This window comes from Lentzea albidocapillata (assembly GCF_000719115.1).
GTDB classification, from domain to species: Bacteria; Actinomycetota; Actinomycetes; order Mycobacteriales; family Pseudonocardiaceae; genus Lentzea; species Lentzea albidocapillata.
Window position 1 is genome coordinate 212936 of the sequence record NZ_JOEA01000013.1, and the last position, 25110, is coordinate 238045.

Here is a 25110-nt window from a genome sequence, read left to right on the forward strand (position 1 = left end):
TAGCCCCGGTTGGTCTCCGGTGACGAGCTGGTCGGCCACGCTGCCCCGCGTGCCGGCACCTCGCCCCGCGCCCGTATGACCACCCCGGACCGTCATCAGGGACTAGTCGATCGTCGAGACCAGCTTCTGCAGCTCCCGCTCGAAGTCGATCCACAGGTCCTCCTCGCCCGGCTGGACGACGTCGTAGGAGTTGTCCAGGAACTCCGCCACGTCCTCGGCGACGGCGCTGAGGATGGCGAACCCGGTCGGCGCGTTCAGCTCGACCAGGACGCGCTCGGGGTCGTCGGAGGCGGGCCGGACCAGGATGTCGCCCTCACCGGACGGCGTCAGCAGGCCGTCGGCCAGCAGGTCGCGGGCGAACATCCACTCGACGCGGCCGGAGCCCGTGAAGAAGACGACGGCGACGGCGTAGGGGTCTTCCGGGTCGTAGACGAGTTCGGCCTCGACCGGGGCGGGGGCCGCTCCGGGTGCCAGTAGCTGAAAAGTCGTCCGGGTGGTGACCTTCAGGTTGTCGGTGTTCATGTCGATGTCCTTTCCAGGCTGGTCTCCATGTCCGCTCACAAAGAGGAGACGGCCAAGCAGCCTGATAAGGACGCGATTCGTCTCGGAACCATCCTAACGGGGGAGACGTGCGTCTCACCTCTCAGCGTTTGACCAGGTCGCGCGTCTCGTTTGGTGAGACGGTCTGACCTGCCGCGACGGGCTTCCGCCGGGTCAGCGCAATGCCCACGAGCACCACCAGCATGCCGATGACGATCCTCGCGTTGAGTTGCTCCCCGAGGAAGATCGCTCCAAGGAGTACCGAAACCACCGGCAGCAGGTAACCCACGGTAGTCGCCGTCGTGGCTCCCTCGTCGGCGATGACGCGGTAGTTGAGGATGAACGCCACGCCGGTGCCGAAGACGCCGAGGATCATCACGGCGACGATGCCGACCCAGTGCAGGTGCAGCGGCTCCAGGCCGCCGAACGGCGTCGCCAGGAGCAGCATTCCCAACGCGGTGGTCAGCTGCATGGCGGCGAGCTGCGTCGAGGTGGCGCCAGTGTTGACCAGGTAACGGCCGGCGTAGGAGTAGCCGATGGCGTAGCTCGCCGCGCCGATCAGGCACAGCACCGCACCCCAGCTAGCGATGCTGTTGGCCGACTGCCACGGCGCGAAGATCACCAGCACGCCCGCGAAGCCGAGCCCGAGGCCGAGCAGGCGCACGAAGTTGCTGATCTTCTCCGAGCCGAGCACGAGGCCGATGGCCAGCGCGAACAGCGGCGTCGTGGAGTTGAGCACCCCGGAGACGCCCGAGTCGACGGTCTGGCCGCCGAACGCGAACAGCGTGAACGGGATGGCGCTGCCGAACAGGGCCACGAAGAGCATGTGACCCCAGATCTTCCGATCCCGCGGCAGGCTCATCTTCGCCAGCGCGAGCACGGCGAACAGCACGACAGCCCCGAAGAACGTCCGCACGAGCGAGATCTGCAGGGGCGCGAGACTTCCCAGCGCGAGCTTCATCCACAGGAAGCTGGATCCCCACAGCAGGGCGAGCACGCCCATCCTGATCAACGTTCCGCGTTGGTTCACGGGTCAACCATGCGCCCGGGAACACGTGAAAACAATTTAATTGTTGTGGGAAACCTTTAAGCAGCGCTGTAAGGTCGAGGCATGCTGGACGTGCGACGAATGCAGGTGCTCAGGGCCGTCGTGAGCACGGGTTCCATCACCGCGGCGGCGACGAACCTCGGCTACACCCCGTCCGCCATCTCGCAGCAGGTCGCGGGCCTGGAGAAGCAGGCAGGCATGCCGTTGCTGGAACGCGTCGGCAGGGGCATCCGGCCGACCGCGGCCGGTCGCCTCCTCACCGAGCACGCCGGCCGCCTCGCCGAGCAACTGGCCGAGGCCGAGAGCGCCCTCACGGCGTTGCGTAACGGCTGCGCCGGAACCCTGCGCGTCCGCTACTTCGCCACGGCGGGAGCGGCGCTCGTGCCCCCCGCGGTCGCGGCGTTCCGGGCCGAGCGCTCGGGGGTGGAGCTCGACCTGAAGCTCACCGAGCCGACCGACCCCTTCGTCGAACTGGCGGCTGGCCGCGCGGACGTGGCGATCACCGTCCTCGAACCCGACGCGCCAGCCCCGGAGGGCATGGTCGCGCGGCACCTGCTCGCCGACCCGTTGTACGCCGTGCTCCCGCGAGGCCACGTCCTGGCGCGCAAACGCGTGCTCGACCTCGGTGAACTGGCCGACGAGCCGTGGATCGACGCGGACTGCGGTGCCACGGGTCTGTGCGCGAACCTGGTGCGAAATGCCTGCGCGGGCGCCGGGTTCTCACCGAAGGTCGTCGTGGAAAGCGACGACTACGCGACCGCGCAGGGATTCGTGGCAGCTGGGCTGGGCGTCACGATCATTCCCCGGCTCGGGCTGGGATATGCGCACCCCGGCGTTGTCGTGCGCAAGGTGCGCAATCCAGAACCCGTCCGGCACATTCACGTCGTGTACCGCGAGGATGCCGCGCGGAATCCCGCCGTGCTCACTCTCGCGGAAGCCCTGGAGAAGGCCGCACGGGCCTCCTGACCAGGGCTGACGCGATCAGTAGCCGGTAGCCGGGCCGAGCGACTTGTCGCTGTGCAGGAGGAAGTTCGGGCTCTTCCACTCGAACGAGATGCCCCGGCGTTCGGTGGTCGTCCCGCCGTTCTTCTTCGTGTACTGGACGTCGACTTCCCAGTAGAAGCCTTCTTTTTCGGTCGCCTTGAGGATCTTGGCGTCCTTGACGCCCGACCAGAAGTCCTGGAAACCGCCGTAGCCGCCGGAGAAGCTGCCCTGGAAGTTGCCGTTGCCCAGTGCCCAGGCCGCCTGCTGGTCCTTGGGCGCGGTGTCGAAGTACTCGTTCAGGAACGCTTCCATGTCAGGCGCGCCGGGCTGGCTCGTCCACTGACCGGCCTTGCCCGCGGACTTCGGTGTCGTCGACTGCTTGGTCGGGTCGCCGCCCGGGGTCTGCTGCGTCGAGGTGTTGGCGCCCGCGTTGTTGCCGCTGCCGTTGCCGCCGCCGTTCGAGATCATGCTCGCGAACATGATGCCGATGACCGCCGCCGCCACGATGGCGAGCGCGGTGTAGACCGTCGACTTCTTGCTCTTCAACGCCGAAGAGGCCGCTGCCTGTCTCGGGCGCTGCGAGTACTGCGGCGCGGCGGCCGGGCGGTGGTTCGACGGCTGCTGCTGCGCGGACGCCGTGCGCGGTGGCGGCGTGTGCATGTCCACCCGCGTCGCGTTGGGCGGCGGCGGGGCCTGCTGGTGGCCGTGCGGCGGCGTGAGGGCCCGCGTGGCGGTCTGCTGCTGCTGCGGCACCGGCGCACCGCGCCACGACGGCGGGTGGGTCGGGGCAACCACGGCAGGGGTGAAGGCGGGAGCGGCCTGGCCGTTCGCGACTGCGGCGAGCGCGTCACGGGCCTCGGCCATGGTCGGGCGGTCTTCCGGCTCCGCGCGCAGCAGGCGCATCAGCAGCGCCGTCAGCGGGCCGGCGTTGCGCGGCGGGTTGACCTTGCCGGACGCGACCTTGTGCAGCAGCGCGATGGTGTTCTCGCTCAGACCGAACGGCGGTTCGCCCTCGATCGCGGCGTAGAGCGTCGAGCCCAGGGAGAACACGTCGGACGGCGAGCCGGGGTCGTAGCCCTTGGCCACCTCGGGTGCGAGGTAGGCGGGGGTGCCCGCGAGCATGCCCGTCGCGGTGACCGTGACGTCACCGGTCGCGCGGGAGATGCCGAAGTCGGTGATCTTGACCGTGCCGTCGTCGCCGAGCAGGATGTTGCCGGGCTTGATGTCGCGGTGCACGATGCCGGCGATGTGCGCGGCGGCCAGCGCGGACGCGACCTGCATGCCGATCGACGCCACGTCCCGCGGAGGGAGCGTGCCGCGTTCGGAGAGCACCGCGGACAGGCTCTTCGACGGCAGGTACTCCATGATCAGCCACGGCTGGCTGTCGTCCTCGGCCACGTCGTAGACGGCGACCGCGTGAGGGTGTTGCAGGCGCGCGGCGATACGGCCCTCGCGCATGGCACGTCTCTTGGCCTCGTCCGTGTCAGCTTCGGCTAGTCCAGGCTGCAGGAGGAGTTGCTTGACCGCGACTGTGCGGTGCAGGCGTTCGTCGTGTGCCGTCCAGACGACGCCCATGGCGCCGCTGCCGATCCGCTGGCTCAATCGGTAGCGACCAGCGACCAATCGGCCATCGTCGGTCACAGTTGCTCCCCGCTGTGCGGTCACTTGCTCTCTGTTCAACGGCTGATCACACCTTCGGGTTCAGATCACCCCATCAGGTGTGAGTACCCACCTTACGAGACTTCTACGGAGTAACGACGCTTAGGCCTGACCCGCTGGCGGGGTTGTGGTAGTCGTCGTCGTGGTTGTGGACGACGGCGGCGGCGTCGTTGTTGTCGTTGTGGTCGTAGTCGTCGTCGTAGTCGTGGTGGTCGTAGTTGTTGTCGTCGTAGTCGTAGACGTCGTTTCGCGCGTTGTCGTTGCCTCGGGCGTGGTTGTCGTCACCTCGGGCAACGAACTCGTCGGCTCTACCGTCTGCGACGAACTCGCCGGCGGCGCGGACGGGGTCTGCTGCTCCTTGTTGAACACCCCGAGCGCGACCATCAAACCGCCGATGATCAGCAGCAACGCCAGCACGACGGCAGCGATCACCAGCGGCTTGTTGTTCTCCTGGCTCCTGGCGGGCGCCATCGGCGGAGCGGTCCGCGGGGGCGCGGTCCGAGCCACCGGCCGGACCACTCGGGTCCGATCGGGCTCCACGATCGCCGTCGGATCGGGTCCGTCGGGCACCGCCAGGCCACTGAACGACGGCGAACGGCCGTGCGCGACCGCGTTGAGCACCTCGCGCGCCTGGGTCATGGTCGGCCGGTCGTCCGGCTCGTAGTTCAGGAGGTACAGCAGCGTGTCGGACAGCGGGTGGTCGACGGTCGGCGGGTTGATCCGCCCGGCCGCGACGGCGTGCAGCACACCGAGAGTGTTCTCGCTCACTCCGTAGGGCGGCTCGCCCTCCATCGCGGCGAACAGCGTCGAGCCGAGCGAGTAGACGTCCGAGGCCGGCGTCGGGTCCTGGCCCCGCGCGATCTCCGGCGCGAGGTACGCGGGCGTGCCGGCGATCAGGCCGGTCTTGGTGACCGTGATGTCGTCGGACGCGCGCGAGATGCCGAAGTCGGTGATCTTGACGACGCCGTTCTCGGCGATCAGCACGTTGCCCGGCTTCACGTCGCGGTGCACGATCCCCGCCGCGTGGGCCGCGGCCAGCGCCGCCGCGCACTGGGCGCCGATGCTGGCGACCTCGACCGGGTCCATCGGCCCGCCCTCGGCGAGCCCGTCGGCCAGGCTGTAGGACGGCAGGTACTCCATGACCAGGCACGGGACGCCGTCTTCCTCGACGACGTCGTACACGGCGATGGCGTTCGGGTGGTGCAGCTTGGCGGCGATGCGGCCCTCGCGCATGGCGCGCTGGATGGCCTCGTCCTGCTCGGCCTCGTCGAGGCCGGGCGCGAGCAGCAGCTGCTTGATCGCGACCTCACGGCCGAGGCGTTCGTCGTGGGCACGCCAGACGATGCCCATCGCGCCGGAGCCGATGCGGTCGAGGAAGCGGTAACGGTCGGCGATCAGACGGCCGTCCGAGGTGCCGGACGTCGTCACAAGCCCACCCCAGGGGTGCTCGAAGGCGTGACTGCGGCTGCGGCAGCAGATCCCACGCTCGTGCTCCTCGTGCGGTAGTCAGCGGTCGTCCGGAATGCCCGCACAGGGTACCTGTCGGGGCCCGCCGCTGAGCTACCTGTCGTACATCAGTTCACAGGGGCGAAGAAGTCGAATCCGCCGAGGGTGTCGCCCACGGTGTTCAGCACCGGGTCGAGGATGCCGAGGTCCACGCTCACGTCGACCGGGTTGGACGGCCGCGGCAGCGGGTTCTCGGAGCTGGGCGGCGGCGTGCTGTTGGTCGGCGGGGTGGCAGCGGACGAGCTCGGCGGCGGAGGCGTCTCGCTCGACGGCGGAGTGCTCGGCGTGCTGGTCTCCGTGGACGTCGACGGAGTGGTCGAGGTCTCGGTGGTGGGCTGCTGCGTCGGCTGCTGGGTCGGGGTCTGCTGCGTCGGACGCTGCTGCTGGGTCTGGACGTACGGGGCGACGCGCGTGGTCGGGTCCGCCGACGTCGGGTCAGCCTGCTGCGTCTCGGTGGCGTCGGACTGCTGGGTCTTGTTCGACGGCAGCTTCACGACGCCTTCGGTGCCCGCGCTCGCGCCACGGGCCTGGGCGCGCTCGTCGAACCGCACCTCGGCGAGCGGGCGCTCGTCCGGCGAGGACAGCCACGAGGAGGCTGCGAACGCCACGGAACCGCAGATGATGACACCACCGCTGGCGGCGGCGGCCAGCTTGCCGACGGTGAACCCGCCGCGCTGGGTGTCGTCGGCGCGGCCCTCACGGCGCAGCAGCTCGGTGATGTGCAGCTCCTTCATGGGCTGCTTCTTCTTGCCGCCCGGAGCCTTGACCGCCTTGAACTTGATCGTCGGCTCGAACGCCTCGGGGGTGATGTCGGCGGTGATCACCGGGATCTCCACGGTCTCCGCCTCGCGGCGGGCGATCAGCTCGGCGACGGACAACTGGCCGGTCGACTCGGCCGATCCGTTCAACCGCCGACGATGGTCCTCAATCGACACCGCTCGTTCACCCTTCCAAGTTCGCGTACGCGCACTGGCGGGCTCATGGATACCGAATCGTGACCCGAGATGTAACCCCTATGGGGGAATTTTCACGATCGAAACCCAGTTTTCGCGACGAGCGGTCACCGTTCGACTGCGAACGGCGAGCCAGTTGGGTGCGACCTAACTGCGCTGCGCCGAAAGGACCTCGGTGCCGACGATCCGCGGCTGGGTCGTGCTGGTCAGCCAGAAGAGCTGCTCGATGCGCAGCCAGCCGCCGTCCATCTCCTGCATCGAGACGACGGCGAGCACCGATCCGTCCGGCCGCACCGACGTCTGGTCGACGCTCACCGTCTTGATCTTTCCCCAGGACCGGGCGAACTCCGCGGGGTTCGCGCCGACCAGCTCCGGCGAGAGCAGCTTGGCCGCCGAGTTCGGCTTGGTCGCGAGCAGCTCGTAGAACTTCTTCACCACGTCTACCTGCGGCAGCGGGCCGATCGAGACCTCCGGCGTGGAGGGTTCTGTGGTCGCGGCGGCGGTCTCCAGCAGCAACGCGGACGGCTGCGGCATCGGCATCACGGCGGTGGAGGTGGTCTGCAGCGGCGGGTGCTCGTGCGGCAGCTGGGCCGACAGGACGTCGGGACGCAGCGCGCTCGAACCCGACAGCGCGACGGGCCGGTCGGCGACCGGGACGCCGACGTTCGCCGGGCGCTTGCCCGCGAGGATCGCCGCGCCCGCGATGGACGAGACGAGTACGACCACGCCGGTCAGCAGGCCGGCGACCCTGGCGACGGGGCCCGGCTTCGTGCGCCGGCGGCGGTTCGGGACGACCGGGATCACGGTCGTCGCCGCGGTCATGTTCTCGGTCGGGCCGAGCAGGGAGGTGACGAGAGCGTCGGTGGCGGCTTCCTCGTTCGACAGGATGCGCATCGGTGCCGGCTGCTGTTTGATCAGCTCGGCCACGCTGATCGAGCCGGCGCGGTTGTGCCGCCGTCCGGTCGTCGCCGCGGGACGCTGCACTGCTCTGGTCCTCCGTACTGTCCGTGTTCAGGTGAAGACGTACCGTGGCCTCACGTCATGACGCCAGTTTCCTGGTGGACTTCACTCGTCTGTGGCGGCCAGCGGTGATCAGGATTCGCTCGATGGTGCTACCTACTACGTTCGGTAACTCAGGGCATGACCTTTAGCCACTTCAGCCGCCGAGCTTCAACCGTTCACCGTTGATCAGCGGCAGGTCGTCCAGCGTGAAGGTGAGCTCGCGCTTCTCGGTGCTGATCGAGCCGTCCTTCTTCGTCACCTGCAGCAGGCTCACGGTGAGGCCCTTGCTCGGGTCGACCAGGATCTCCTTCACCTCGATCAGCGAGATGTCGGCGATCCGGCCCTCTAGCAACGCATCGGCGTTCGAGCGCACGGTGTCCGTGGTCATGGCGAGCGCCGTGTCGGCGTTCGTCGCCATCGCCTGGTAGAAGTGCTCGGTCTGCTCGGCGATCTTGCCGCCGTCGACGACGGGGACCTCGGAGGCCGGCACGGTCGTGATGACCGGCGGGAGCGTCCCGGACGGCTTGGTGTTCGTGGCGGACGCCGGGCCGCTCGTGCCCGGCACGCTGCTCGCTCCCGTGCCCGGCGCGGGAGCGACCCTGCCGGTGGGCGCGGCGGAGGGCGTGGAGCCGCCGGTGGCCGACGGACTCGTGCCGCCCGTGCGCAGTGCCGCGATCGTCGGCACGTCCGACGGGTAGCCGGGCAGCCCTACCGTCTCGACCTCGCCGCCACCGCCGACCAGCTTGGCCGCGGCGACGCTCAGGCCGACCAGCACGAGCACCGACGAGACGACGGCGAACCAGGCCGCGCGCTTCCAGGTGCGCGGCGGCGTGACCGAGGCGGGCACCAGCCCGATGTTGAACTTGCGCAGGCCGTCGGTGTCCTGCAGCGGGTCGATCTGGCGGCGGCGGGGCAGCGGGATGCGGTCGCCCCCGGCGACGGGTCGCGCGTCCAGCGGCCGCGGCCCGTCGTCGACACGATGTTTGCCCGGCAGTTCGTCCATCCCCGACACCCCTCTGCGACGCAATCAGGGTAGGGCCGTCCGGCGGTGCCGAAGCAATCAAATGGGGGTGTTCAGGACGAGTGACACTCTTTTGTGTGAACTTTGTCAGCGCGGTGGCAGTTGAGCTTGACCGCTGTTGAGCTGCTTGCGCGTGTTCTGCACGCCGTTGAGTGCGGCCAGGCCGCTGCCACCCGCGATCAGCGAGCCGATGACGTCGGCGCCCAGCGAGTCGCCGTTGGTGATCAGCAAACCGATCACCGCGCCCGCGGTCGTGATGATCGCGGTCTTCCAGCGGCTGCGGACGAACTGTGAGACAGGTGCTCCGGCGAGGCCCTTCTTGTTCGCGGCCGAACCGAGCAAGCCCAGGTAAGCGTCGTGCGCCAAGGCGGCGAGCAGGCCGGCGATGGCGATCAGTGCGGCGATGAGGCCCATGCCTCCAGTGTGCCCCGAGAATTTTTCGGTGGACCATCCGTGATCGCCCTGATATCCGATTCGGGTGGACATGTTCTGGCACGACGACTGCCTCGAGCACGACGCCGGTGAGGGCCTGTGGGAGCTGCCGGGCTCCTGGCCGTGGCTCGACGTCGCCGAACCGCATCCGGAGACGGCGGCGAGGCTGCGCACGTTCCGGCACGCGCTGACGCACGGTCCCGTGGCGCCGCACTTGAAGTGGCACGAGGGGCGGCATGCGTCCGTCGACGAGCTTCTGCGCGTGCACACAGCGGGGTACTTGGATTCGTTGCGCGTATCGGAGCGTGTGGCGCTGGACGTGAACACGGTCGTAGGGCCGGAGACGTGGCGTGCGGCGTCTGCGGCGGCGGGGACGGCGTTGGCGGCGCTGGAGTCCGGTGCGCCGGTGGCGTACGCGCTCGTGCGGCCGCCGGGGCACCACGCGCAGCCGGACATGGCGGATGGCTACTGCTTCGTGAACAACGCGGCATTAGTGGCGGAAACCGCGCGACGGCAAGGGATGCGGGTCGCGGTCCTCGACTGGGACGTGCACCACGGCAACGGCACGCAGGAGGTGTTCTACGACCGGCCGGACGTGCTGACCATCTCGGTGCACATGCGGCACGGCTCGTGGGGCACCAACCACCCGCAGACGGGCGCGCCGTCAGAAGTGGGCGCCAACGGCAGAAACGTCAACATCGAGCTGTCACTCGGTGCGGGCGACACGCCATATATGCGCGCGCTTGACGAGATCGCTTTCCCACTGCTGCGCGAGTTCGAGCCGGACCTGCTGGTGTGCGCGTCCGGGTTCGACGGATCGGCGTTCGACCCCAACGGGCGCCACAACCTCACGGCGGACGGGTACCGCGAGATCGGGCGGCGGGTGGCGTCGTTCGGACCGCGGGCCGTGCTCACCCAGGAGGGCGGCTACCTGCGCGGGTACTCGGCGCTGTGCCTGCACGCGCTGGTCGAGGGCCTGCTGCGGCTGCCGGAGCCGTTGCTCGAGGATCCGCTGGCCTACGTGCCGGACGACAGCCGGTCGGCGGACGCGGACCTCGAGCGCGTCAGGGCCGCCCTGAAGCCTTTTTGGCCCGGCGTGCTGTGACGCCGGGCCCGTCCTGACCAGCTACCTGCCGAGCGGGCCGCGGCCCATCTTGAGCAGGATCATGGCGAGGTCCTTGCCCTCCGGGCCGAGCGGCCGGTAGCGGTTGAGCACGTCGATCTCGCGGTTGTGCACGATCTTCGTGCCGCCGGCCGCCATCCGGGCCGCACCGATGATCTTGGATATCTCGACGCGCCGTTGCACCAGGCGGAGGATCTCCGCGTCGAGGTGGTCGATCTCCTCGCGCAGCTCGTTGATGTCGGGGTCAGTGGTGGTGTCCATCATTGATGACCTCTCGAGAACTTCGAGTCCTGGCCCGGAAGCGACGAAGCCCCGGGGTCCGAGGACTCCGGGGCTTCGTGGTGGCTTTTCAGCGCTAGACGACCACGGGAGCCGGAGTCCGGGTCCCGTAGAAAAACTCGAAGAACGTCGCGCGCATGGATTCAGTGTTGCACAGAACCTCCGGGGCCCGCCAAGTTCGGGCCGTGAACAGGCTCACCAGGTGGGACGTGCGGGCCGCAGGCAGGGCCTGTCCGTCTTCCGGGCAGAACTTCATGATCGACACCAGCACCTGATAGTTCCTGCTCATCGAACACATGGTCGGGCGGTACCGGATTTGTCGGTGCCGCCCGGTACCGTGGATGGACGATGAGCGCCTTGTTCGACTTGCCTTCAAGTCCCCCCGTTTCCCGCGCGGGCCACCTGCTCGACGACCTGAACCCCGCGCAGCGCCGTGCCGTCGAGCACGCCGGTTCCCCGCTGCTGGTGGTGGCGGGCGCCGGCTCGGGCAAGACGCGCGTCCTCACCCGTCGGATCGCGTACCTGCTCGCGGCGCGTGACGTGCACCCGGGCCAGATCATGGCCATCACGTTCACGAACAAGGCCGCCGCCGAGATGAAGGAGCGCGTCGCCGACATGGTGGGCGCCCGCGCCCGCTCGATGTGGGTGTCGACGTTCCACTCGATGTGCGTGCGCGTGATGCGCCGGGACGCGAAGGTCCTGGGCATGTCGTCGAACTTCTCGATCTACGACAGCGACGACTCGCGCCGCCTCATCACGCTCGTCGCCAGAGACCTCGACCTCGACCCGAAGAAGTACGCGGCCCGCACCCTCGCCGTGCACATCTCGAACCTCAAGAACGAGCTCATCGACCCGGAGACCGCAGCCGCCCAGGCCACGAACGACCTGGAACGCCGCGTGGCCGAGGTCTACGCCGTCTACCAGCGCCGCCTGGGCGAGTCGAACTCGCTCGACTTCGACGACCTGATCATGAGGACCGTCGAACTCCTGCAGCGCTTCCCGGACGTGGCAGAGCACTACCGCCGCCGCTTCCGCCACGTCCTGGTCGACGAGTACCAGGACACGAACCACGCGCAGTACACCCTCGTGCGCGAACTGGTCGGCAAGGCGGGCGGCGAGCTCCCCCCGGCCGAACTCTGCGTGGTGGGCGACGCGGACCAGTCCATCTACGCCTTCCGCGGCGCCACGATCCGCAACATCGTGGAGTTCGAGCGCGACTACCCGGACGCGACCACGATCCTGCTGGAGCAGAACTACCGCTCCACACAGAACATCCTGACGGCCGCGAACGCGGTGATCTCCCGCAACCCGAACCGCCGCGCCAAGTCGCTCTGGTCCGACCTCGGCGAGGGCGAGAAGATCGTCGGCTACGTAGCGGACAACGAGCACGACGAGGCGGCGTTCGTAGCCAACGAAATCGACCGCCTGGTAGACGGCGGCGAGGTCAACAACTCCGAGATCGCCGTCTTCTACCGCACCAACAACCAGTCGCGGGTCTTCGAAGAGATCTTCATCCGCCTGGGCCTCCCGTACCGAGTAGTGGGCGGCGTCCGCTTCTACGAGCGCCGAGAGGTCCGCGACGCCCTCGCGTACCTGCGAACCCTGGCCAACCCGGAAGACACGGTCTCACTCCGCCGAATCCTGAACGTCCCGAAACGAGGCATCGGCGACCGGGCGGAAGCCTGCGTCTCGGCCTACGCGGAACGCGAACGAGTCAGCTTCGCCGCAGCCCTCCGCGAAGCGGTGAACGACCGGGTCCCGATGCTGAACCCGCGCTCCCGCAACGCGATCGCAGGCTTCGTGGAAATGATGGACCAACTCGGCGAGATGGTCGCGCGCGAGGACGACGTGGCCGACATCCTCGAAGCGGTCCTGGACAAGACCGGCTACCGCACCGAACTGGAAGCCAGCGAAGACCCGCAAGACCACACGAGGATCGAAAACCTCAACGAACTGGTCACCGTCGCCCGGGAGTTCACCGAACTGGAGCTCCCCGAGGGCGCAGACCCGGTCCCGTCCCTACCGGCATTCCTCGAACGCGTCTCCCTCGTTGCAGACGCGGACTCGATCCCGGACGCCGACTCAGACGGCGTGGTCACCCTGATGACCATCCACACGGCAAAGGGCCTCGAATACCCGGTCGTCTTCAGCACGGGCTGGGAAGACGGCGTCTTCCCGCACATGCGAGCACTGGGAGACCCAGCCGAACTGGCAGAAGAACGCCGCCTCGCCTACGTGGGCATCACCAGGGCCCAACGCCGCCTCTACCTCTCCAGGGCCCTGGTGAGGTCGGCCTGGGGCCAGCCCTCGGCAAACCCGGCCTCCCGCTTCCTGGGCGAAATCCCGGAAGACCTGCTGGACTGGCGCCGAGTAGAGCCCTCCCGCTCAGGCCCGGCAGCAGCCACGACCTGGAGCCGCTCAGCCTCAGGCGGCATAGCCTCCCGAGGCCTCTCCCGCCCGGCCCCAGGCAAAGCGGGCTGGAAGGACGCCCCAGCCCTGAAGCTGGACGTAGGCGACCGAGTAACCCACGACAAGTACGGCCTGGGCCGAGTAGTGGCAGTGGACGGCGCGGGCCTAAGGGCAACAGCAACGATCGACTTCGGCGGCGCAGGCACAGTCCGCCTGATGCTCATCGGCAGCGTCCCAATGACAAAACTCTGACGAGCCACCCCCACCCGCCACCCGATCGCAGCGAAGCCAAAGGCGAGCAGTCCAAGCACACGCTCATGGGCACACATCCCACCCGCGACGCCGCAGGCGAGCCGTCCTTACCGAACGTTCTGGGTGGCTCGACTCGTGACGAAGCCACCCCACCAACGCGCCCCACAAAGCAACGCGCCTCCGCCCAACGCAACAGGCGTGCCATCAACCCGCTCATGGCGTAGACCCCGGCTTTGGATCAGATTGGCGGGGTCTGGGGCGGAGCCCCAGGAATCAGCCGGAACATCCCCCAGCACGGTGACCACCCACGGACAACAAACCGGCGGCCGCCAACGCACCAGGGAGACGGCCAACGCAACCGACGCGCCCCTTGACCAGCACCAACACCCACCCCCAAGAAAATCCGGAGAAATCCCCAAAATCCGCGCAACGGCAAGCCACTACGTACGTCTATGTGGGTGTCGCAAGCAGCACAGCCAGGGAACGTTCGGGGCGGTCCAGGGCACAACGAGCAGCCTGCAGACACAGGGGAGCGAAGGGACGGCGGGGGCCTAACTTCGCGGCGAAGTGCGGCCGGACCGAACGGGAGAGCGGTCCGGCCGCACTGTCTTCTGAAGATCGACGCAGGTCAGCCCCACCGCGTCCAAAAATTGTCAGACCCCAGGAGCATCATCGACCGCATGAGGCCACAACCCCGGCGGGAGAGCTCAAATTGGATCACGTACTGGCCGGCGCCCTGCACGAACGTGTGTTCGCAATCCTCAACCAGCTGGAATCTCCGGAGACCATCAGGCTGGTCGAAGCCTGGCGCACCCTGCTGCGCCACCACGAACCAACGGAGAGCGGGGCCTGCAAGGCCTGCGGCCCACGCTGGCGCAAACACATGTGCTCAGTCTGGCGCATAGCGGCGACCTACTTCGCACGCGACTAGAGCGACGCTAGAGGCTCCTGGGCCACCTGAGCCCTCTGAGTCGACCAAAACACCCTGACCCACACCACGAGGTGGGCCAGGAGCAGAACGACCGTCAGGAAGCTACTCAGCCGTAGTTCAGGAAATCCCGAACCAGGGATCCGAAGATCCGTGCGCCAACTGCCGAAAGACCCGGTGGATCAGACCGTCACGCCACGAGCGTTCAGCCAGGTCAGCGGGTTGACCTTCTGGCCGCCCGGGTTCCAGACCTCGAAGTGCAGGTGGGGTCCGGTGGAGAAGCCGCGGTTGCCCATGCGGGCGATCTGCTGACCTGCCTTGACCTGCTGGCCTTCGCGGACGCCGATCGTGTCCATGTGGCCGTAGACGGTGATGGTGCCGTCGGCGTGCTGCACGCGGACCCAGAGGCCGAAGCCGGACGCGGGACCCGCCTCGATGATCACGCCGTCCGCGGCGGAGACGATCGGGGTGCCGATGGGGCCCGCGATGTCGATGCCGAGGTGCATGGTGCCCCAGCGGCCGCCGTAGCCGGAGGTGAACTCGCCGGCGGCGGGGCGGACGAACTTCGGGCGCTTCTTCTCGGCCTCGACGGTCTCACGCTGGGTCGTGAGCTGCTGGCTGCGCACGAGCTTGGCGGCCTCGGCGGAACCCTCTGTCGTGGTCTTGGAGACCGCGAGAATCTGCGGCGCGGAGGCGGTGTCGCCGCCCACGCCGTCGAAGGTGGCGGCGCCGTCAGCGTGGTTCGCGAGCTGGACGTCCTTGCTGTCGTTCGCTGCGGCCTGGCCGATCTGGCCTGCGCCTGCCGCTGCGAACGCGCCTACTGCGACGGCGGCGACGACGATTCGTCCGCGAAGCGCCGACGGTGGTGGGGGGAGCCGGTGAGAGCTGACCGGGCGCGCGGTGGCGCGGTCGACTGCCTCTTCAAGCGCAGCACTGCGTTCATGGCCGCCGGGGGAGCGGTGGTGACTCAAAGCTTGCCCTTCCGCCTTCGGGGAGCCTGATCTGGTGGACGCCGGGCGGGGGATTCCCGGTGAGTCAAAATTCGGGGTTCTGACTCGGTGTCCTTCTGTGATCAGACCGTGACAACGGACCGGGGGACGATAACGGCGCGGAGCCTCGGAGGGCAAACCCCAGTTCGTTATGTCCCCCCAATGGGCGTCGACCTGCGGCTTTTATCTGTCAACTGTGACGATCGGTGATCTGAGACGGCCGACACGCCTCACCGCCAGCGGCGATGGGGTGAGTTGACAAGTCATCCGATCGGGTGATGGCCGTCACAACTACGTGAAGCGTCCTCGTGTCAACCGGCAAAGAGAGGTGACCTGAATCACGTATCTGATGCTCTTCGATGAGCAACGACGGGTGCTCCAGCCGGGCGTTGCGCTGAGGCACGATGACCTGATCCATCTCCGACCAGACCACGACGAAGCGCGTGCGGCACGGCCGGCAGGGCTCGGCGAGTTCCGTGAGCAACTCGGAGCCGGGCCGCAGCTGCCGGGTCAGCGGCGTCGGCAGCAGATAGGCGGCGAGGGTGCCGTTGTGCGGTGTACCCAGAGTGACGAGTGAGCGCACGCGTGAGTCGCCGTGCAGCCGTTGCACGTAGTACCTGGCGATGAGCCCGCCCAGCGAATGGCCGACCACGTGCACCTGTTCGGAACCGGTCTGCTCGCAGATGCGCTCGATGTGCGCGCCGAGCAGGGCGGCGGAACGGCGGACGTCCCCGGTCAACGCCGTCAGCACGCTGTAGTTGATGGCGTGGACCACACCGAAGCCCCGCCTTCGCAGCGCCCCCGACAGCACCGCGAAGGCGGAACGGTTGTCCCCGATGCCATGCACCAACACGATCGGGGTGCCCGCCGCGTCCATCGCCGAAACCACCAGCCCGCGCTGACGGGGTGGCAGGCCGTCGGTGCGGTAGTGCCGGTACTGGCCGTCCGGCCGCAGTTGCTCGGTGATCGCACCCCACGGGTAGAGCACCGCGTGGGCCGTCAGCCAGGCCGCTTCCATCGCGACCCCGCGCATGCCGCCGGGCGTGGCCATCGCCCGCAGCGCGACCTTTACTTCCTCCGCGACGTCCCGGGCCGTGTGGACGCCCCAGCCGGCGCGGTCGAGAGCCGCGTCAGTCAGACGCGTGATCCACGACCGGCCGCTCTCGCTCATATGAGCGACGGTAGGTGATGAAGTCACGGGCTAGGAGTACCCGGCGGCTGTTTTCCACACGCGAACGAATTTCGTCTTAATAGGTCACGCGCGACCACACACAGGTGTTGCTAGGTTCGCCCGCGATGACTCGCACCGAGCTCGAGAACCAGACCCCGGCGGCCGCCAGGCTGCGCACGTCGTGGGCACTCGCCGCCGCAGGCTCCCTCCTCCTGACACTCGGGCCGCTGCTCGGCGTGGTCGACGGCGCCGAGCCCGCCTTCACGTCGTGGCCCCTGCTCGCACTGCTGGCGCTGTTGCCGCCGGTCGTCGCGGGTGTGCTGCTGATGCGCGGGCGCCCGTTCGTGGCGGCGGGGCTGATCGCGGCGGCCGGTGTCTTCGCGGTCGGCCGGCTGCTGAGCGACTTCCAGATCGTGCTCGACGCGATGGACGTGGCGAGGCCCGAGCTGTTCCGGCCGGACACCCTGGTCGCCGTCACGCCGTCGACCGGTGTGTGGCTGCTGATCGCCGGGCACGTGCTGGTCATCGCCGGCGGCGCGCTCTCGGCGGGTCGCGCCGGCATGCCCGCCGACGAGTCGGAGCCGCCGACCCTGGTCGCCTTCCCCGTGCTCATCGCCGCGATCGCCGCGATCGGCCTGCTGGGCAAGCCGATCATCTCGATCGATCCGTTCCAGCTGGACCGGGGGCCGTGGGAACTGCCGGTGCTCGGGCTGATCGGCGGACTGCTGGTCGCGGTGGCCGCGCCGCTCGCGACCGCGCTCGCGGCCAGTTCGCCCGACCCGGACACCCGTCAGGGCGGGACGATCGGCGTCTCGTTGTCCCTCCTCGCCGTCGTGGTGCCCCCTCTGGCCGTGGGTACCGTCGCGCCGGGCCTGAGCATCAGCGCGGGATCGGTCTCCGTGTTCACCGCCGCTCTTCTCCTGCCCGCCGTGCCTCTCCTCGGCCGGACGCTGCGACTGCTGCGCGGCAAGCGCGACGAGACGCACGACCCCGAGCTGCCTTCTGTTGGCCGGATGCACGTGACCGCCGGCGTCTTCGCCGTCCTCGCCGCCGTCGCGATGCTGGTCGGCGCGCTTCTGCCGCAGCTCGTCCTCACCACCGGCGGCACGGCACCCGGCCTGGCGTCCGTGAACCTGTTGTGGGTGGCCGGACTCGCGTTCGGCGTGCTCGGACTCCTCTTGTTCGTGCCAGCCGCGGCCGCGGTGGTGCGTCCGGCACTGCTGGGCGGTTACCTCGCCATGCAACTCGCCGCGGCGGGCATGACCGAGGTGGTGGTGGCGGCGAGTCAGGTGGGCGTCGCGCAACCGGGCGCCGGGTTCTGGCTGATGGTCGTCGAGGCCCCGCTCGGCCTGCTGGCACTCGCCTGCACGGGCCTCGCGGGCGCGATCGAGCGGGAGAACGCGGGCGAGGTCAAGAAGGAGCAGGTGCCGGTGACCGAACTCGGCGCGGTGCTGCTCGCGGGACTCTTCGCGGTCGGCGCCTTCGTGCTGCCGACCATGCGCGGCGACCGGTACACGTCGCCCACGCTGATCCCGGACAGCGACCCCGCGGTCTCCTGGACGCTGCTGATCTCCCTCACGCTGCTGATCATGACCCTCGTGCTGGCGTTCAGGTCGAGGCCCGCTCGCGGTGCCGCCACGCTCGCCGGCACGGCTCTGCTGCTCGGCGTCCGCGCGCTGGAGCTGCCGCTGACCGGTGATCGCGTCGAGGGCGCGGTGGCCGCACCCGGCACCTGGCTCGCGCTGGCGTCCATCGCGGCTCTGCTGGTCGCGGCCGGTTTGATGGGAGCTCGTTCGACCCGCTGAAACGTGTCCTGGAACTCGCGTTCTCCTGCAACGCGCGCGTGCGCGTGATCGACCTCACCGCCGTTGAGACCGACCTCACCGGTGGTGGCGTGCGAGCGGTAGCCGCAGGTCGATAGTGTCTGGGCCCAGCCGCGTCAAGTGGGTTCGCTTGGCCCCTTGAGGACCACCCAGGCGCGGTGTTCCGACACCGACGTCGCAGGAGACCCGAGTGGACCTGTACGAGTACCAGGCGAAGGATCTCTTCGCCGCCCACGGCGTCCCGGTACTGCCGGGCGATGTGGCTACCAACCCCGAAGACGCCAAGGCCATCGCCGCGAAGTTCGGCCAGGCCGTCGTCGTCAAGGCCCAGGTCAAGACCGGCGGCCGCGGCAAGGCCGGTGGTGTGAAGCTCGCTTCCACCGCCGAGGAGACCGAGGAGAAGGCCAAGGCCATCCTCGGCCTCGACATCAAGGGGCACATCGTTCACCGCGTGCTGGTGACGCCCGCCTCCGACATCGCGGAGGAGTACTACTTCTCCTTCCTGCTCGACCGCGCCAACCGCACCTTCCTCGCCATGGCGAGCGTCGAGGGCGGTATGGACATCGAGGAGGTCGCCGCGACCAAGCCCGAGGCCCTCGCGAAGATCGCCATCGACGCCATCAAGGGCGTCGACCAGGCCAAGGCCACGGAGATCGCCGACGCGGCGAACTTCCCGGCCGAGGTCAAGGACCAGGTCGTCGACGTCATCGTCAAGCTGTGGGAGACCTTCGTCGCGGAGGACGCCACGCTCGTCGAGGTCAACCCGCTGGTCCGCGACCCGCAGGGCAAGATCGTCGCGCTCGACGGCAAGGTCACGCTCGACGAGAACGCCGACTTCCGCCACCCGGCCCACGCCGAGCTGGTCGACAAGGCGGCCGAGAACCCTCTCGAGGCGAAGGCCAAGGAGAAGGGCCTCAACTACGTCAAGCTCGACGGCGAGGTGGGCATCATCGGCAACGGTGCCGGTCTCGTGATGTCGACGCTGGACGTCGTCGCGTACGCCGGTGAGCAGTACGGCGTGAAGCCCGCGAACTTCCTCGACATCGGTGGCGGCGCGTCCGCCGAGGTCATGGCCAACGGCCTGGACGTCATCCTCGGCGACGAGGCCGTCCGCTCGGTCTTCGTGAACGTCTTCGGTGGCATCACCGCGTGCGACGCCGTCGCCAACGGCATCGTGAAGGCGCTGGAGATCCTCGGCGACTCGGCCACCAAGCCGCTCGTCGTCCGCCTCGACGGCAACAACGTGGAGGAGGGCCGGCAGATTCTCGCCGACGCCAACCACCCGCTGGTGACCGTTGTCGACACGATGGACAACGCGGCCGCCAAGGCCGCCGAGCTCGCGGCTGCGGGGGTCTGACCAAGATGGCTATCTTCCTCAACGAGACCAGCAAGGTCATCGTCCAGGGCATGACCGGTGCCGAGGGCACCAAGCACACCAAGCGCATGCTCGCGTCCGGCACGAACATCGTCGGTGGCGTGAACCCGCGCAAGGCGGGCGAGAAGGTCGACTTCGACGGCACCGTCCTCCCGGTCTTCGGCACCGTCAAGGAGGCCATGGAGGCCACCGGCGCGAACGTGACCGTGATCTTCGTCCCGCCGGCCTTCTCGAAGGCCGCCGTGGTCGAGGCGATCGACGCCGAGATCGAACTGGCCGTCGTCATCACCGAGGGCATCCCGGTGCACGACACCGCCTACTTCTGGGCGCACGCCGTCGCGACGGGCCACAAGACCCGCATCATCGGCCCGAACTGCCCCGGCATCATCAGCCCGGGCAAGTCGAACGCCGGCATCATCCCCGCGAACATCGCGGGCAGCGGCAAGATCGGTCTGGTGTCGAAGTCCGGCACGCTGACCTACCAGATGATGCACGAGCTGCGGGACTTCGGTTTCTCCACCGCGATCGGCATCGGTGGCGACCCGATCATCGGCACCACGCACATCGACGCCCTGGAGGCCTTCGAGGCCGACGAGGAGACCGTCGCGATCGTGATGATCGGTGAGATCGGTGGCGACGCCGAGGAGCGTGCGGCCGCGTACATCAAGGAGAACGTGACCAAGCCGGTCGTCGGCTACGTCGCGGGCTTCACCGCTCCCGAGGGCAAGACCATGGGCCACGCCGGCGCCATCGTCTCGGGCTCGGCGGGCACCGCGCAGGCGAAGAAGGAGGCCCTCGAGGCCGCCGGCGTCAAGGTCGGCAAGACGCCGTCCGAGACGGCCGACCTGATGCGCGAGATCATGCAGGGTCTCTGAGGTTTTCTGACTCAGAACACGCCAGGCAACACAGGGCCGGATTCCGGGAGTACTTTCGGAGTCCGGCCCTCGCTCGTATGGCGGAACCGGCATGATCGGTCCATCGTCTTAGTAGCGGGTGCAGAGCACTGCTAGCGTCAATCGACGCACCCTGGTTTGAGGAGGAGACCTCGACATGTCCGTGCCTTACGGCGCACCCCAACAGCAGCCGCCGGGTCCGGCACAGCACCAGGCTCCGCCGCCGGCCCACGGGGCCGCCGGCGCCAACAACATCAACCTGGCCCTGATCCTCCCGCTGGCCGCGGCGGGTCTCGGTCTCGTGGCGTACCTCGTCGCGTTCGCTGACGACGTCAGCGGCAACGTGACGTATCTGCTCGCCGCAGGCTTGCTCGCCGGCCTCTCGGTGCTCCCCAGCACCCCGAAGGGCTTCGTCCCGGTCGCCGCGGTCCTGGCGGCCGTGCAGACGCTGCTGCAGCTGCAGGGCATCATCAAGTCGCCGTCCGTGCAGGGCCTCGACATCGTGCTGCTCATCGTCGCGCTGCTCGAGACGGCCGCGGTCGTGCTCGCGTTCCTGCTCGCCGAGGGCATCGTCAAGTTCGAGCCGAAGCCGGCGAACCCGTACGCGGGCCAGCAGCAGGGCCAGCCGGGCGGCTGGAACCCGCAGTCCGGCGCGTTCCCGCAGCAGGGTCAGCACCCGCAGCACGGTGCGCCCCAGCAGCAGGCCCCGCAGCAGCAGCCGCAGTTCGGCCAGCAGCAGCAGTTCGGTCAGCAGCCGCAGCAGCCCGCACAGCCGGGTCAGCCGCCGCAGCAGACCAGCTTCATGCCGCAGCCGGGCCAGTTCGGCTCGCCGGGCACGCCGCCCGGTGGCTTCGGCGGACCGCAGCAGTAAGGTCCGCACACCGTTCGACCTCAGGGGTGGTGCCGGTTCTCCGGTGCCACCCCTGTCGTATGACCCGGCGTGCCTGCCCTGAATGGCCCAGCCGGCCTGACACAGTGGAGAAGTGCCCGTGCTGCAACGCGATGTGACCCGTGAGGTCAACACCGTGCGCCCACCGGAGTTCTCGCGGTCCGAACGCATGCGCGTGCTCGTCGCCGCCGCGGTCGGATCGGTGGTCGTCGGATACGCCGCGGTCGCCGCGGTCCTCGCGCTGGTCTCCGCGACCGCCACGTACGCCGACTTCTCCACGTCGGGTGTGCTCAGCGCCGCCGCGCCCGCCTGGCTGGCGGCGCACCACGTGCCGTTGCGCTTCGACTCGGGCCAGCTCGGCGTGCTGCCGTTGCTGCCCACCGCGTTGCTGATGCTGCTGGTCGGCCGCACCGCCGCGGGCACCGCCGACCGCCTGGGCCTCTACGAACCGCTGCAGGTCCGTGGTGTCGTGCTCAGCATCGCCGCATCGCACGCGGTCGTCGGCGGCGCGATCGCGCTGGTGATGGGCGACGGGGTCGTACGCACCACACCGGCCGTGGCGTTCTTCGGCTGTGCGGCGGTGTCCGGTCTCGCGGCCACCATCGGTGTGGCCCGCCGCTGCGGCCTGTACGAGGTGGTGTTCGACAAGCTCGACCCGGTGGCGTTGCACGGGCTGCGCGCCGGCTTCATGGCGTTGTTCGCGCTGGTCAGCATCGGTTCGCTGGCCGTGGCGGCCGGTCTCGCGGCCTCGTGGCCGCGCACCAGCGAGGTCTTCGCCGGGGCGGGTCCGTCGTTCGGCGTGGGCCTCGGCGTGTTCCTGCTGTGCCTCGGCTATCTGCCGAACGCGATCATCGCGGGCTTCTCGTACGTCGTGGGCGCCGGGTTCTCGATGGGCGGGGTCGAGGTCTCGCCGCTGCGGTTCGTCGGTGGTCAGGTGCCGCCGGTGCCGCTGCTGGCGGCCATGCCGGAGAACGAGTTCATGTGGAGCCCCGCTGTGCTGGCGGGCGGTGCGGTGATCGGCGTACTGGTGGGCTGGACCTGCCGCAAGGTGTCCGACCGGCCGACCTCGCGGCTGCGCGCGGTGCTGGTGGCCGCGATCACGGCGGGCGTGGGCAGCCTCGTGCTCGCCGCGACGGCCGGTGGACGGCTGGCGGGCGGCGCGTTCGACCCCGTGACGGTGCCGGCCGGCCTGCTCGCGCTGCTCGTGGCGCTGTGGGTGCTGGTACCGGGTGCGCTGGTGGCCTGGCTCGCCGGCAGCCGCAGGAAGGTCGTGGCGGCGGACGACGCCGCCGAGTTCGTCGAGCCGGACTACGACGAGGAGACCGCCGACCCGGACGTCGTGTTCGAGGACGACGAGCTCACCGACGAGTTCGAGCAGCTCGAAGTCGTGGACTCCGACGAGTTCGAGGTCGACGAGGATCTTGAAACCGACGACTACTACGACGAGGACGAAGAGCCCGAAGACGTTGAGGGCGAAGAGGAAGACGACGCCGAACCGGAAGCGGAAGAGGACCTCGGCGAAGAAGAGGACCTTGATGCGGAGTTCGACGAAATGCTCGGGATGAAGGCCGAGGAGGACCTGGACGGCAAGCCGGGACGGTGACGTCATAGGCTGCTCCTGAGCTGCTGCAACGACCAGGAGTAGACGCTGAGCACCGAACTTCGGCTTCCCACACCGGCGCGCGTCGTCGTACTCGTCTCCGGTTCCGGAACCCTCATGCAGGCGTTGCTGGACGCCGACCTCCCCATCGAGGTGGTCGCCGTCGGCGCCGACCGCGACAACATCGAGGGCCTCAAGCGCGCCGAACGCGCGGGGGTGCCCCACTTCGCCGTGAAGCTGCGCGACCACGCCGACCGCACGGCCTGGGACACGGCGCTGACCGAGGCGGTCGCGTCGTACGAGCCCGACCTGGTCGTGTCCGCAGGCTTCATGAAGATCATCGGCGAGCAGTTCCTCGCCCGCTTCGGCGGCCGGATGATCAACACGCACCCCGCGTTGCTGCCGGCCTTCCCCGGCGCGCACGGCGTGCGGGACGCACTGGCCTACGGCGTGCACGTCACCGGTTCGACGGTGCACCTGGTCGACGCGGGCGTCGACACGGGGCCGATCCTCGCGCAGGAGGCCGTGGTCGTCGAACCCGGCGACACCGAGGACACCCTGCACGAACGCATCAAGGTCGTCGAACGCCGGCTGCTCGTCGAGACAGTCGGCCGACTCGCCCGCGAGGGCTGCACCGTGAACGGACGAAAGGTGAGCATTCCGTGACCACTCCTGCCGAGAGGCGACCGGTCCGCCGGGCCCTGATCGGGGTCTCCGACAAGGCCGGCCTGCTGGAACTGGCCACCGGCCTGCACGCGGCCGGAGTCGAGATCGTGTCCACCGGCGGCACCGCGAAGGTGCTGGCGAACGCGGGCGTCCCCGTGACGCCCGTCGAGCAGGTCACCGGGTTCCCCGAGTGCCTCGACGGCCGCGTGAAGACGCTGCACCCGCGCGTGCACGCCGGTCTGCTGGCCGACCTGCGCAAGGACTCGCACGTCCAGCAGCTGCGCGAGATGGACATCGCGCCGTTCGACCTGCTGGTCGTGAACCTGTACCCGTTCACGCAGACCGTCGCCTCGGGTGCGAGCGCCGACGAGTGCGTCGAGCAGATCGACATCGGCGGCCCCGCGATGGTCCGCGCGTCGGCGAAGAACCACGCGAACGTCGCGGTCGTCGTCGACCCGGCCCGCTACGACTGGGTGCTGGAGAACGTCCGCGAGGGCGGCTTCACCCTGGCCGACCGTCAGCGCCTGGCCGCCGACGCGTTCCGCCACACCGCTTCCTACGACGTGGCAGTGGCTTCGTGGATGGGCAACGCCCTGGCGCCCGACGACGAGGGCAGCGGCTTCCCCGGCTGGGTCGGCGCGACCTGGAACCGGTCGAACGTGCTGCGCTACGGCGAGAACCCGCACCAGAGCGCCGCGATCTACACGCAGGGCGACGGCCGTACCGGCCTGGCGTCGGCGAAGCAGTTGCACGGCAAGGAGATGTCGTACAACAACTACCTCGACGGCGACGCCGCCTGGCGTGCCGCATGGGACCACGAACTGCCGTGCGTCGCGATCATCAAGCACGCCAACCCGTGCGGCATCGCGGTGTCCGAGCTGAGCATCGCGGACGCGCACCGCAAGGCGCACGAGTGCGACCCGGTCAGCGCGTTCGGCGGCATCATCGCGGCGAACCGCGAGGTCACCGTGGAGATGGCCGAGTTCGTCTCGGAGATCTTCACCGAGGTCGTCATCGCTCCGTCCTATGCGGACGGTGCGGTCGAGGTGTTGCAGCGCAAGAAGAACGTGCGCATCCTCGTGGCCGAGGCGCCCGACAGGGCCGGCGCCGAGATGCGCCCGGTGTCCGGCGGGCTGCTGTTGCAGCAGCGCGACGCCATCGACTCCTCCGGTGACTCGCCCGAGAACTGGACGCTCGCGTGCGGCAAGCCCGCGGACGAGAAGACGCTGGCGGACCTCGAGTTCGCGTGGCGCGCGATCCGCGCGGTGAAGTCGAACGCGATCCTGCTGGCGAACGACGGTGCCACCGTCGGCGTCGGCATGGGCCAGGTCAACCGGGTCGACTCGTCGCATCTCGCGGTGAAGCGCGCCGGTGAGCGGGCCAAGGGCGCGGTCGGTGCCTCCGACGCGTTCTTCCCGTTCCCGGACGGCCTCGAGGTGCTGCTGGAGGCCGGCGTGCGCGCGGTCGTGCAGCCCGGCGGTTCGGTGCGCGACCCCGAGGTCATCGCCAGGGCCGAGCAGGCGGGCATCACGCTCTACCTGACGGGCACGCGTCACTTCGCCCACTGA

The 25110-nt window shown here is 69.0% G+C and carries 22 protein-coding genes; 10 read left to right on the plus strand and 12 right to left on the minus strand.

The features are described from left to right. Positions 1–102 precede the first annotated feature (102 nt). Together IG04_RS0121085 and IG04_RS0121090 are read right to left on the minus strand one after the other, a co-directional pair. Positions 103–522, minus strand: coding sequence for an SsgA family sporulation/cell division regulator (locus IG04_RS0121085; RefSeq protein WP_030478390.1), 420 nt, complete (start codon positions 520–522; stop codon positions 103–105). Positions 523–643: 121 nt separating this feature from the next. Further along, on the minus strand, positions 644–1570 hold the full coding sequence (locus tag IG04_RS0121090; protein WP_030478391.1) for a DMT family transporter: 927 nt from the start codon (positions 1568–1570) through the stop codon (positions 644–646). 81 nt (positions 1571–1651) lie between these two features. On the opposite strand from IG04_RS0121090, the gene IG04_RS0121095 reads away from it, so the two are divergent. Next, positions 1652–2554: a LysR family transcriptional regulator gene (locus tag IG04_RS0121095; RefSeq protein ID WP_030478392.1), complete on the plus strand. Its 903-nt coding sequence runs from the start codon at positions 1652–1654 to the stop codon at positions 2552–2554. 15 nt (positions 2555–2569) lie between these two features. Here IG04_RS0121095 and IG04_RS0121100 read toward each other — a convergent pair whose 3' ends face one another. The 6 genes from IG04_RS0121100 to IG04_RS0121125 all read right to left on the minus strand — a co-directional run bounded on the left by IG04_RS0121100 (position 2570) and on the right by IG04_RS0121125 (position 9127). Next, positions 2570–4213 (minus strand): serine/threonine-protein kinase, encoded by a 1644-nt coding sequence (locus IG04_RS0121100; protein ID WP_030478393.1) that lies wholly within the window; start codon positions 4211–4213, stop codon positions 2570–2572. A 120-nt stretch (positions 4214–4333) separates the two neighbouring features. Next, positions 4334–5659 carry a serine/threonine-protein kinase gene (locus IG04_RS0121105; protein ID WP_036015317.1) on the minus strand — a complete coding sequence of 442 codons (1326 nt, stop codon included), beginning with the start codon at positions 5657–5659 and terminating at the stop codon, positions 4334–4336. A 146-nt stretch (positions 5660–5805) separates the two neighbouring features. Further along, positions 5806–6645 carry a hypothetical protein gene (locus IG04_RS0121110; RefSeq protein ID WP_030478395.1) on the minus strand — a complete coding sequence of 280 codons (840 nt, stop codon included), beginning with the start codon at positions 6643–6645 and terminating at the stop codon, positions 5806–5808. 192 nt (positions 6646–6837) lie between these two features. Then, entirely contained in the window at positions 6838–7674 is an 837-nt protein-coding gene (locus IG04_RS0121115; protein WP_030478396.1) for a hypothetical protein, read from the minus strand. Positions 7675–7846: 172 nt separating this feature from the next. Further along, positions 7847–8695: a hypothetical protein gene (locus tag IG04_RS0121120; protein ID WP_030478397.1), complete on the minus strand. Its 849-nt coding sequence runs from the start codon at positions 8693–8695 to the stop codon at positions 7847–7849. Positions 8696–8800: 105 nt separating this feature from the next. Further along, positions 8801–9127, minus strand: a complete 327-nt coding sequence (locus IG04_RS0121125) for a hypothetical protein (protein WP_030478398.1) — start codon at positions 9125–9127, stop codon at positions 8801–8803. Between the two features lie 70 nt (positions 9128–9197). Between IG04_RS0121125 and IG04_RS0121130 the strand changes: the two genes are divergently transcribed. Continuing rightward, positions 9198–10250 carry an arginase family protein gene (locus IG04_RS0121130; RefSeq protein WP_036015389.1) on the plus strand — a complete coding sequence of 351 codons (1053 nt, stop codon included), beginning with the start codon at positions 9198–9200 and terminating at the stop codon, positions 10248–10250. A 21-nt stretch (positions 10251–10271) separates the two neighbouring features. Here the strand turns inward: IG04_RS0121130 and IG04_RS48980 are convergent, their stop codons facing one another. After that, entirely contained in the window at positions 10272–10694 is a 423-nt protein-coding gene (locus IG04_RS48980) for a chorismate mutase (RefSeq protein WP_420843952.1), read from the minus strand. Beyond that, entirely contained in the window at positions 10624–10836 is a 213-nt protein-coding gene (locus IG04_RS0121140) for a hypothetical protein (protein WP_030478401.1), read from the minus strand. Before IG04_RS0121140 ends, IG04_RS48980 begins: the two co-directional genes overlap by 71 nt. Positions 10837–10895: 59 nt before the next feature. On the opposite strand from IG04_RS0121140, the gene pcrA reads away from it, so the two are divergent. Then, on the plus strand, positions 10896–13208 hold the full coding sequence (gene pcrA / locus IG04_RS0121145) for a DNA helicase PcrA (RefSeq protein ID WP_030478402.1): 2313 nt from the start codon (positions 10896–10898) through the stop codon (positions 13206–13208). A 1110-nt stretch (positions 13209–14318) separates the two neighbouring features. On the opposite strand, the gene IG04_RS0121155 is transcribed toward pcrA, so the two are convergent. Beyond that, positions 14319–15107: a M23 family metallopeptidase gene (locus IG04_RS0121155; RefSeq protein ID WP_030478404.1), complete on the minus strand. Its 789-nt coding sequence runs from the start codon at positions 15105–15107 to the stop codon at positions 14319–14321. A 208-nt stretch (positions 15108–15315) separates the two neighbouring features. Further along, positions 15316–16296, minus strand: a complete 981-nt coding sequence (locus IG04_RS0121160) for an esterase/lipase family protein (RefSeq protein WP_144065196.1) — start codon at positions 16294–16296, stop codon at positions 15316–15318. Between the two features lie 125 nt (positions 16297–16421). On the opposite strand from IG04_RS0121160, the gene IG04_RS0121165 reads away from it, so the two are divergent. From IG04_RS0121165 to purH, 7 genes are all read left to right on the plus strand, one after another. Next, a complete protein-coding gene (locus tag IG04_RS0121165) occupies positions 16422–18101 on the plus strand; it encodes a hypothetical protein (protein WP_030478406.1) in 1680 nt (559 codons plus the stop codon). A gap of 208 nt (positions 18102–18309) precedes the next feature. After that, positions 18310–19476 (plus strand): ADP-forming succinate--CoA ligase subunit beta, encoded by a 1167-nt coding sequence (gene sucC / locus IG04_RS0121170; protein WP_030478407.1) that lies wholly within the window; start codon positions 18310–18312, stop codon positions 19474–19476. Positions 19477–19481: 5 nt separating this feature from the next. Further along, on the plus strand, positions 19482–20369 hold the full coding sequence (gene sucD, locus IG04_RS0121175; RefSeq protein WP_030478408.1) for a succinate--CoA ligase subunit alpha: 888 nt from the start codon (positions 19482–19484) through the stop codon (positions 20367–20369). Between the two features lie 175 nt (positions 20370–20544). Then, on the plus strand, positions 20545–21258 hold the full coding sequence (locus tag IG04_RS0121180) for a DUF5336 domain-containing protein (RefSeq protein ID WP_030478409.1): 714 nt from the start codon (positions 20545–20547) through the stop codon (positions 21256–21258). A 118-nt stretch (positions 21259–21376) separates the two neighbouring features. Continuing rightward, the gene (locus IG04_RS0121185; protein ID WP_245815891.1) at positions 21377–22879 is read left to right on the plus strand and encodes a cell division protein PerM; all 1503 of its coding nucleotides are present in this window, start codon (positions 21377–21379) and stop codon (positions 22877–22879) included. Positions 22880–22924: 45 nt separating this feature from the next. Then, complete coding sequence (gene purN, locus IG04_RS0121190; protein ID WP_030478411.1) at positions 22925–23542, plus strand: phosphoribosylglycinamide formyltransferase; 618 nt, start codon at positions 22925–22927, stop codon at positions 23540–23542. Then, entirely contained in the window at positions 23539–25110 is a 1572-nt protein-coding gene (gene purH, locus IG04_RS0121195; RefSeq protein ID WP_030478412.1) for a bifunctional phosphoribosylaminoimidazolecarboxamide formyltransferase/IMP cyclohydrolase, read from the plus strand. The genes purN and purH overlap by 4 nt, the downstream gene beginning before the upstream one ends.

What these genes read in the sequence shown, in the direction of transcription:
- pcrA (WP_030478402.1), top strand. Translation starts at nt 10,896, where the DNA reads ATGAGCGCCTTGTTCGACTTGCCTTCAAGTCCCCCCGTTTCCCGCGCG.
- IG04_RS0121140 (WP_030478401.1), bottom strand. Translation starts at nt 10,836, where the DNA reads ATGAGCAGGAACTATCAGGTGCTGGTGTCGATCATGAAGTTCTGCCCG.
- IG04_RS0121165 (WP_030478406.1), top strand. Translation starts at nt 16,422, where the DNA reads ATGACTCGCACCGAGCTCGAGAACCAGACCCCGGCGGCCGCCAGGCTG.
- IG04_RS0121125 (WP_030478398.1), bottom strand. Translation starts at nt 9,127, where the DNA reads ATGGGCCTCATCGCCGCACTGATCGCCATCGCCGGCCTGCTCGCCGCC.
- IG04_RS0121180 (WP_030478409.1), top strand. Translation starts at nt 20,545, where the DNA reads ATGTCCGTGCCTTACGGCGCACCCCAACAGCAGCCGCCGGGTCCGGCA.
- sucD (WP_030478408.1), top strand. Translation starts at nt 19,482, where the DNA reads ATGGCTATCTTCCTCAACGAGACCAGCAAGGTCATCGTCCAGGGCATG.
- IG04_RS0121130 (WP_036015389.1), top strand. Translation starts at nt 9,198, where the DNA reads ATGTTCTGGCACGACGACTGCCTCGAGCACGACGCCGGTGAGGGCCTG.
- IG04_RS0121120 (WP_030478397.1), bottom strand. Translation starts at nt 8,695, where the DNA reads ATGGACGAACTGCCGGGCAAACATCGTGTCGACGACGGGCCGCGGCCG.
- IG04_RS0121085 (WP_030478390.1), bottom strand. Translation starts at nt 522, where the DNA reads ATGAACACCGACAACCTGAAGGTCACCACCCGGACGACTTTTCAGCTA.
- IG04_RS0121095 (WP_030478392.1), top strand. Translation starts at nt 1,652, where the DNA reads ATGCTGGACGTGCGACGAATGCAGGTGCTCAGGGCCGTCGTGAGCACG.
- IG04_RS0121160 (WP_144065196.1), bottom strand. Translation starts at nt 16,296, where the DNA reads ATGAGCGAGAGCGGCCGGTCGTGGATCACGCGTCTGACTGACGCGGCT.